Origin of the sequence: Geobacillus sp. LYN3, assembly GCF_003064505.1 — a bacterium.
GTDB classification, from domain to species: Bacteria; Bacillota; Bacilli; order Bacillales; family Anoxybacillaceae; genus Parageobacillus_B; species Parageobacillus_B toebii.
Map to the genome: position 1 here is coordinate 553,598 of NZ_QCWL01000001.1, position 9,638 is coordinate 563,235.

Annotated in this window: 7 protein-coding genes; all 7 read left to right on the forward strand. The window is 46.4% G+C overall.

From position 1 onward, the window contains the following. Positions 1 to 51 precede the first annotated feature (51 nt). The 7 genes from DCC82_RS02885 to rpoE all read left to right on the forward strand — a co-directional run bounded on the left by DCC82_RS02885 (position 52) and on the right by rpoE (position 9,584). Entirely contained in the window at positions 52 to 1,230 is a 1,179-nt protein-coding gene (locus DCC82_RS02885; RefSeq protein ID WP_062678153.1) for an acetyl-CoA C-acetyltransferase, read from the forward strand. 443 nt (positions 1,231 to 1,673) lie between these two features. Beyond that, a complete protein-coding gene (locus tag DCC82_RS02895) occupies positions 1,674 to 2,525 on the forward strand; it encodes a 3-hydroxybutyryl-CoA dehydrogenase (protein WP_015865346.1) in 852 nt (283 codons plus the stop codon). A gap of 21 nt (positions 2,526 to 2,546) precedes the next feature. Next, on the forward strand, positions 2,547 to 3,686 hold the full coding sequence (locus tag DCC82_RS02900; protein ID WP_097353995.1) for an acyl-CoA dehydrogenase: 1,140 nt from the start codon (positions 2,547 to 2,549) through the stop codon (positions 3,684 to 3,686). A gap of 20 nt (positions 3,687 to 3,706) precedes the next feature. After that, the gene (locus DCC82_RS02905; protein WP_015865344.1) at positions 3,707 to 4,846 is read left to right on the forward strand and encodes an acyl-CoA dehydrogenase; all 1,140 of its coding nucleotides are present in this window, start codon (positions 3,707 to 3,709) and stop codon (positions 4,844 to 4,846) included. 27 nt (positions 4,847 to 4,873) lie between these two features. Continuing rightward, a complete protein-coding gene (locus tag DCC82_RS02910; protein ID WP_097353996.1) occupies positions 4,874 to 5,506 on the forward strand; it encodes a TetR/AcrR family transcriptional regulator in 633 nt (210 codons plus the stop codon). A 16-nt stretch (positions 5,507 to 5,522) separates the two neighbouring features. Next, the gene (gene icmF / locus DCC82_RS02915) at positions 5,523 to 8,780 is read left to right on the forward strand and encodes a fused isobutyryl-CoA mutase/GTPase IcmF (protein ID WP_097353997.1); all 3,258 of its coding nucleotides are present in this window, start codon (positions 5,523 to 5,525) and stop codon (positions 8,778 to 8,780) included. Positions 8,781 to 9,017: 237 nt separating this feature from the next. Continuing rightward, positions 9,018 to 9,584 (forward strand): DNA-directed RNA polymerase subunit delta, encoded by a 567-nt coding sequence (rpoE, locus tag DCC82_RS02920; protein ID WP_233252908.1) that lies wholly within the window; start codon positions 9,018 to 9,020, stop codon positions 9,582 to 9,584. Positions 9,585 to 9,638: the final 54 nt, after the last annotated feature.

Below are 9,638 nucleotides of genomic sequence, written 5' to 3' on the forward strand. Positions count from 1 at the left end.
TCGCTTTCTTGAACTGGTGGTCAAGACATATAAACAAAGGGGAGAGGTTTTATGGGAAAAACGGTTATTTTAAGTGGGGTTCGCACACCGTTTGGAAAATTCGGTGGAGCACTGCAGCCGCTTACGGCACCCGAGCTCGGCGGCATTGCGATCAAAGAGGCGCTTCATCGAGCTAACATTAGCGGTGAGCAGGTCGATCAGGTCATTTTAGGAACGGTGCTGCAAGGTGGACAAGGACAGCTTCCATCCCGTCAAGCGATGCGTTATGCCGGCATTCCATGGGAAGTGCGGACGGAAACGATTAATAAAGTATGCGCTTCAGGAATGCGGAGCGTTACTCTTGGTGATCAAATTATCCGCCTAGGAGATGCGGAAGTCATCGTCGCAGGCGGAATGGAATCGATGAGCAACGCGCCATATATTTTGCCAAATGCTCGTTGGGGATTACGGATGGGCGATTCTACCGTAAAAGATTTAATGGTGTATGACGGGCTGACATGCAGTTTCACCGGTGTGCATATGGGTGTGTACGGTGGTGAAACGGCGAAAGAATTAGAAATTTCCCGCAAAGAACAAGATGAGTGGGCATACCGCAGCCATCAGCGGGCGATCGCCGCGATGGAAGCCGGATTATTAGCGGAAGAAATCGTACCAGTGGAAGTTCCGCAACGTAAAGGAGCGCCGCTATTGGTGGAGCATGACGAAGCACCAAGAAAAGATACATCTCTCGAAAAGCTGGCGAAGCTTCCGCCTGTATTTGACTCAGAAGGGACGGTAACAGCGGGGAATGCACCTGGGGTCAATGATGGTGCTGCGGCGCTCGTGTTAATGAGCGAGGAAAGAGCGGCGCGGGAAGGAAGAAAACCGCTCGCAACGATTTTGGCACACACATCGATTGCAGTGGAAGCAAAAGACTTTCCGAAAACGCCAGGGCTTGTGATTAACGAATTGCTTCGCAAAACAGGGAAAACGGTCAATGACATCGATTTATTCGAAATTAACGAAGCGTTTGCCGCAGTTGCATTGGCTAGCATCAAAATCGCTGGCATCGATCCAGAAAAAGTGAACGTCAATGGCGGCGCGGTCGCATTAGGCCATCCGATCGGCGCAAGCGGTGCGCGCATTATCATTACATTGATTCACGAATTAAAACGCCGTGGCGGCGGCATCGGAATCGCGGCGATTTGCAGCGGCGGCGGTCAAGGCGATGCCATTATGGTACAAGTATAGAAAAGCTGAGGTCGCCCCAATTTCGCCTAAAGGCGGCCCGCATCCTGCGGGCAACGGCGAAATGTCGCCGTCCTGTCTCCGCGACACGCGCTGGAGGGCCCGCGAGGAGGCTCAGACCAAACAAAGTTTGGTCTTGCGTGGGTTGTTCAGGGAAGTTAACTCAATGTGTTGCCGCCGGAGCTAGACAGAGAGAAAAGCGGAGGCAGCACAATTTCGCCTAAAGGCGGCCCGCATCCTGCGGGCAACGGCGAAATGTCGCCATCCTGGCTCCCTCGAAGCGAAATGTTCTTTGCGCGCGGAAGTGCTTGCACTTCAAGCGAAGGTTATTTCGCACAAGGGAGCTAGCCTCTGGAGCTAGACAATAAGAAAAGCAATGGTCTCGATATTCCATCAGACAAACTGTACTTCACTTAGAAATGACTAAGGATAGGGGATGTGGAACAATGGACGTCAAAACGATTATGGTTATCGGTGCAGGACAAATGGGATCTGGCATTGCGCAAGTGTGCGCGATGGCAGGATACGACGTTTTCTTGCATGATATTAGCCAACAACAGCTCGACAAAGGATTGGCGAATATCGAAAAATTGCTGTCACGCCAAGTCGAAAAAGGAAAATTGACAGAAGAGGAAAAAGAGGCGACATTGTCGCGGCTTACTCCTTCAACCGATTTGCAAAACGCCGCGAAAGCCGATTTAGTCATTGAAGCGGTCGTCGAAAACATGGATGTTAAAACAAAGTTGTTTGCCCAGCTTGATGAAATTGCTCCGCCGCACACGATTTTGGCGACAAACACGTCTTCGCTGCCAATTACGGAAATCGCAGCGGCGACGAAGCGGCCGGAAAAAGTGATCGGCATGCACTTTATGAATCCGGTTCCTGTAATGAAACTTGTAGAAATTATCCGCGGATTGGCTACTGCCGATGAAGTATATGAAACGATTGAAGCGATTACGCGCAAGCTGAACAAAGTTCCGGTGGAAGTCAATGACTTCCCAGGCTTTATCTCGAACCGCGTGCTCATGCCGATGATTAACGAAGCGATTTACGCGTTATATGAAGGGGTCGCGACAAAAGAAGCGATTGATGAAGTAATGAAGCTTGGCATGAACCATCCGATGGGACCGTTGACATTAGCGGATTTTATCGGGCTGGACACGTGCTTATACATTATGGAAACACTTCATGAAGGATTTGGCGATGATAAATACCGCCCATGCCCGTTATTGCGCAAATACGTGAAAGCCGGCTGGCTTGGCCGCAAAACAGGCAGAGGTTTTTACACGTACGATTAATCAGCAAAGAAGGTGGCATACATGAATTTACACTTTACAGAAGAGCAAGAAATGATGCGGAAGATGGTGCAAGAATTCGCGCAAACGGAAATCGCTCCATTTGTTGAACGTATGGAACAAGGCGAATTTCCGCGCCCGATTTTAAACAAAATGGCCGAACTCGGTTTGATGGGAATTACCGTTCCTGAAGAGTACGGCGGTGCGGGAATGGACTTTATTTCCTACATTATCGCCATCCATGAAATTTCGAAAGTTAGCGCTACAGTTGGTGTCATTTTATCGGTGCATACGTCGGTCGGCACCAATCCGATTTTATACTTTGGAACGGAAGAGCAGAAGAAAAAATACGTTCCAAAATTATCCAGCGGCGAATATTTAGGCGCTTTTTGCCTTACTGAACCGGGCGCCGGATCGGATGCGAAAAGTTTAAAAACGAAAGCGGTCCGCCAAGGAGACTACTACATTTTAAACGGCTCGAAAATTTTTATCACCAACGGCGGGGAGGCGGATACGTATATCGTATTTGCCCGAACCGATCCGAATGAAAAAGGAAGCCGCGGCATTTCCGCTTTTATCGTCGAAAAAGATACGCCGGGATTTATCATCGGCAAAGACGAGAAAAAAATGGGGCTTCATGGTTCACGGACGGTGCAAATTACGCTGGAAGACGCGAAAGTGCCGGCAGAAAACTTGCTTGGCGAAGAAGGGCAAGGCTTTAAAATCGCAATGGCTAACCTCGATGTCGGACGCATTGGCATCGCCGCGCAATCGCTAGGCATTGCCGAAGCGGCGCTCGAACATGCGACCGCTTATGCGAAAGAACGCATCCAGTTTGGCAAACCGATCGCCGAACAGCAAGGCGTTGCTTTTAAGCTTGCCGATATGGCGACAGCGGTCGAAGCGGCGAAACTGCTTGTCTATCATGCCGCGTTTTTGCGCGCGCAAGGCCTCCCGTGCGGAAAAGAAGCATCGATGGCGAAATTGTTTGCCTCCAGAACGGCGATGGAAAACGCCATTGAAGCGGTGCAAATTTTCGGTGGCAATGGCTATACGAAAGATTATCCGGTCGAGCGGTTGTTCCGCGATGCAAAAATTTGTGAAATTTACGAAGGAACAAGCGAAATTCAACGTCTAGTCATTAGCAAATATTTATATCAATAAATAAATGGGGGATCGGGATTATGAACTTTCAGTTAAGTGAAGAGCATGAAATGATAAGAAAAATGGTGCGCGAATTTGCTGAAAAAGAAGTAGCACCGACTGCAGCCGAACGGGATGAAGAAGAACGATTTGACCGCGAAATTTTTAATAAAATGGCTGAATTAGGCCTTACCGGAATTCCATGGCCGGAAGAGTACGGCGGTATCGGCAGCGATTATTTAGCGTATGTCATCGCAGTAGAGGAGCTATCGAGAGTATGCGCGTCTACCGGGGTAACGTTGTCTGCGCACATTTCACTCGCAAGCTGGCCGATTTACAAATTCGGCACAGAAGAACAAAAGCAAAAATATTTGCGCGCGCTTGCGACAGGTGAAAAACTTGGCGCATATGGCCTTTCGGAACCAGGTGCCGGTTCGGACGTCTCCTCCATGAAAACGAGGGCTGTAAGAGATGGCGACTATTACGTGCTAAACGGCTCGAAAGTATGGATCACCAACGGCGGCGAAGCGGAAATTTACGTGGTGTTCGCCGTAACCGATCCAGAAAAGCGCCATAAAGGAATCAGCGCCTTTATCGTTGAAAAAGGCACACCAGGCTTTTCGATCGGGAAAAAAGAGAAAAAACTCGGCATTCGTTCATCGCCGACAACCGAGCTTATTTTTGAAGATTGCCGCATTCCGAAAGAAAACCTTCTCGGGCAAGAAGGGGAAGGATTTAAAATCGCGATGATGACGCTTGACGGCGGCCGAAATGGAATCGCTGCACAAGCGGTCGGTATCGCGCAAGGAGCCTTAGACGCAGCGATTGAATATGCAAAACAACGGGTGCAATTTGGCAAACCGATCGCTGAACAGCAAGGAGTTGCTTTTAAACTTGCTGATATGGCGACCGCCATCGAAGCGGCGCGCCTGCTTACGTATCAAGCGGCATGGCTCGAAACAAACGGTCTTCCGTACGGCAAAGCATCGGCGATGGCGAAATTGTTTGCCGGCGATACAGCGATGAAAGTAACGGTCGATGCCGTGCAAATTTTCGGAGGATATGGCTATACGAAAGATTATCCAGTCGAACGGTTTATGCGCGACGCAAAAATTACACAAATTTATGAAGGAACGCAAGAAATTCAACGTCTCGTTATTTCGCGGATGCTTACAAGATAAGCATTCCGCGGCATACAGGTGATGCATATGAAAAAACGGGAAGTGATAGCGTCCGTAAAAGATGAAAAACTGGTGAAAAAACGCCGTAATCAAATGATTAAAGGGGCCATTACCTTGTTTAAACAAAAAGGATTTCACCGCACGACAACGAGAGAGATCGCGAAAGCCTCGGGGTTTAGCATTGGAACGCTTTATGAATACATTCGCCAAAAAGAAGATGTTTTATATCTTGTCTGTGACCGTATATATGACGAAGTGCGCGAACGGATGGAAAAAGATATCGACACCCATCATGGGACATTGGAAAGCTTTAAATTAGCAATTGCCCGTTATTTTAAAGTCATCGATGATTTGCAAGACGAAGTGCTTGTAATGTATCAAGAAGCAAAATCGCTTAGTAAAGAATCGCTGCCATATGTGCTCAATAAGGAAATACAAATGGTCGCGATGTTTGAAAAAATTTTGCAGACGTGTGTCGACAATGGGGTATTTCAACTAACAGAACAAGAAATTAAATTGTTCGCCCATAACATCTTTGTTCTAGGGCAAATGTGGGCGTTCCGCCGCTGGGCGCTGCAAAAAATGTATACGCTCGATGAATACATTGCATTGCAAACGGAATTGTTGCTAAGGGGAATTATGGAGAAACGGTCATCATGACAAAGGGGGAGAAAGGATGGCGCATATTTACCGTCCAAAACATCATGTTCGTTTTGTGACAGCTTCTAGCTTATTTGACGGACATGACGCATCGATTAACATCATGCGCCGCATTTTGCAAGCAAGTGGAGCGGAAGTGATTCATTTAGGACATAATCGTTCCGCTAATGAAATTGTGAACGCCGCTATTCAAGAAGATGTGCAAGGAATTGCGGTATCTTCCTATCAAGGCGGACATATGGAATTTTTCAAATATATGTATGACCTGCTTCAAGAACGTGGCGCTTCCCACATCCGCATTTACGGCGGTGGCGGCGGCGTCATTATTCCAAGGGAAATAAAAGAGTTGCACGAATACGGAATTGCTCGTATTTTTTCGCCGGAAGATGGCCGCAAGCTCGGATTGCAAGGCATGATTAACGTCATGCTCGAAGAATGTGACTTTCCAACCGTAACAGAAATTACCGATGAATTAGAGCGCCTGCCAAAAGGGGATGTTCAGGCGATCGCTCGTTTGATCACGCTATGTGAAAGCCGTGTTGATGTGACGAATGAAGCAGCTACAGCGATGGAAACAGTGATGGAAAAAGTAAAAGAGCTGACGAAACCGGTGCCAGTTATCGGAATTACCGGTACAGGCGGATCGGGAAAGAGTTCGCTTACCGATGAGCTTGTCCGCCGTTTCTTAAACGAAATACCAGATATTAAAATCGCGATTTTATCGATTGACCCGACGAAACAAAAAACAGGCGGCGCGCTTTTAGGTGACCGCATCCGCATGAATTCGATCAACACACCGCGCGTGTATATGCGCAGTTTAGCGACGCGAAATTCCCGTTCCGAATTGTCGCTTGCGATTAAAGATGCCATCTCGGTCGTCAAAGCGGCAGGGTTTGATTTAATTATCGTCGAAACGAGCGGGATCGGCCAAGGTGACGCGGCGATTACCGAAGTATGTGATATTTCGATGTATGTGATGACAAGTGAATTCGGAGCGCCAACACAGCTTGAAAAAATCGATATGATTGATTATGCGGATTTAATCGTCATTAACAAATTTGAACGAAAAGGCTCCGAAGATGCGAAACGTCAAGTGCAAAAACAATATCAGCGCAGCCATCAATTATTTGATAAAGACCTTTCCGAAATGCCGGTATATGGCACGATTGCGAGTCAATTTAACGACCCGGGAACGAATACGCTATTTGTGGCGCTTGTTGACCTCATTAATCAAAAAGCAGGAACCAATTGGAAAACAAGCTTAAAAACCGTATCGAATGTCGAAAAACATAACGTCATTATTCCGAGCGAACGCCGCTACTATTTGCGCGAAATTACCGAAACCGTTCGCAACTATCATAAACGCGTCGAACGGCAAGTAGAAATCGCGCGCCGCTTATTCCAAATCGAAGGAGCGATTGAAGCGGCAAAAGAGCGCGGTGAAAGCGAAGACGTCATCGCGTCTTTAGAGACGCTCAAACAACATTACGAAAACGAACTAACGCCGGAATCAAAACGAATTCTTGATTCATGGGAAGACTTGAAGGCAAAATACTCCGCAAAACAATTCGTGACTAAAGTTCGCGATAAAGAAATCGTAACGGACTTAACGACCAAAAGTTTATCAGGATTAGATATTCCAAAAGTGGCGCTGCCGAAATTCAAAGACTATGGCGAAATTTTGCGCTGGGTGTATAAAGAAAACGTTCCGGGTTCGTTCCCATATACAGCAGGCGTCTTTCCATTTAAACGGCAGGGAGAAGATCCGAAACGGCAGTTTGCCGGGGAAGGAACGCCAGAACGGACGAACCGTCGCTTCCATTATTTATGTAAAGAAGATAAAGCGAAGCGCCTAAGCACCGCGTTTGACTCGGTAACGCTTTACGGTGAAGACCCAGATTACCGGCCAGACATTTTCGGGAAAATTGGGGAAAGCGGCGTCAGCGTCTGTACGCTCGATGACATGAAAAAATTATATAAAGGCTTTGACTTATGCGACCCGCTAACGTCCGTATCGATGACAATCAACGGTCCAGCACCGATTATTTTAGCGATGTTTATGAACACGGCAATTGACCAGCAAGTCGAAAAGCGGGAAAAAGAGCTAGGCCGCCCGCTTACGAAAGAAGAGTACGAAGAAGTAAAAGCATATACGCTGCAAACGGTGCGCGGTACGGTGCAAGCTGATATTTTAAAAGAAGACCAAGGACAAAATACGTGTATTTTCTCCACCGATTTCGCCTTAAGAATGATGGGCGACATTCAAGAATACTTTATTAAAAATAAAGTTCGCAACTATTACTCTGTTTCGATATCGGGATATCATATCGCCGAAGCAGGAGCAAATCCGATTACACAGCTTGCATTTACGCTTGCCAACGGCTTTACGTATGTCGAATATTATTTAAGCCGCGGCATGAAAATTGATGATTTCGCGCCAAACCTTTCGTTCTTCTTCAGCAACGGCTTAGATCCGGAATATTCGGTTATCGGACGGGTGGCGCGCCGCATTTGGGCGATCGCCATGCGGGAAAAATATGGAGCAAACGAACGCAGTCAAAAGCTGAAATATCATATTCAAACATCAGGCCGGTCGCTTCATGCGCAAGAGATTGATTTTAATGATATCCGCACAACATTGCAAGCGTTAATAGCGATTTATGATAACTGCAACTCGCTGCACACCAATGCCTATGATGAAGCGATCACAACACCGACCGAAGAGTCGGTCCGTCGAGCAATGGCGATTCAGCTAATCATTACGAAAGAATTTGGTCTCGCGAAAAACGAAAACCCGCTTCAAGGCTCTTTCATTATTGAAGAGCTTACCGATTTAGTCGAAGAAGCAGTGTTAAAAGAGTTTGAGCGCCTCAACGACCGCGGCGGCGTGTTAGGCGCGATGGAAATGCAATATCAGCGCGGAAAAATTCAAGACGAATCGATGTATTATGAAATGAAAAAACATAGCGGCGAGCTTCCGATTATTGGAGTAAACACATATCTCAACCCGAACCCGCCGTCTGAAGAAGAGCTGAACAATATACAGCTAGCGCGCGCGACATATGAAGAAAAAGAATTGCAAATTAAGAACTTGCGTGAATTCCAAGAGAGAAATAAAGATAAAGTAGATGCAGCGCTAGAGCGTCTCAAACAAGTCGCGATTAGCGGCGGCAATATTTTCGAAGAGCTAATGGAAACCGTAAAGGTCGCAAGCCTTGGACAAATTACGCGCGCTCTCTATGAAGTTGGCGGTCAATATCGCCGCAATATGTAACGTTGAAAAAAGGAAATCGCTTGCCGATTTCCTTTTTTCATGGCATAAAAAATATGGGTTATGATCTACAATTTCGCTGCAAAACAAGCTTTCTACGATCGTCAAAACAATTTTATGAGGAAATTCGCATTTTTTTCAGTAAACATCTAGCATAAACAACGAGAATTTGTTTATAATGAATGGTATGTATTCGAATCGCATTCATCGCCAGTTTACATAGGAAAGGGAGTGCCGAATTTGAGTTTGCAGCAATACTCTCAAGAGGAATTGCGAGAAATGTCGTTTGTGGAACTCGCTAGTCTCGTTTTATCTGAAAAAAGGGAAGCGTTATCGTTCCAACAGCTTGTGAATGAAGTTGCTGCGCTAATTGGTTTATCGGAGCAAGAAGTAAAACAGCGGCTTGCTCAATATTATACAGATTTAAATATTGACGGTCGTTTTATTTGTGTTGGAGAAAATGTCTGGGGTCTGCGCGTTTGGTATCCGTTTGATCAAACAGAAGATGAAACGGTAATGATCGCCAAGCCGAAGAAGAAGAAAAAAGCCCTTGATGATTATGAGGATTACGATGATATTATCGATGATGAAGATATCGATTATGATGATCTTGACGAATATGATGAAGACGAGCTTGATCTTGGTGAAGACGAGCTTCTCGATGATGACGAATTTGATCTCGACGACGACGAGGCGTTTGATGACGAACTTCTTGATGACGATGAATTTGACTTAGGGGATGACGAACTGGACGAAGATTTAGATATAGACGTCCCGGAAGAAGACGAGTACAGCTCTGAGGAGTAAAAATTCTTCGAGATAAATTGAACTTCTAGCCCCCAAATTTTGATAAATATGCGA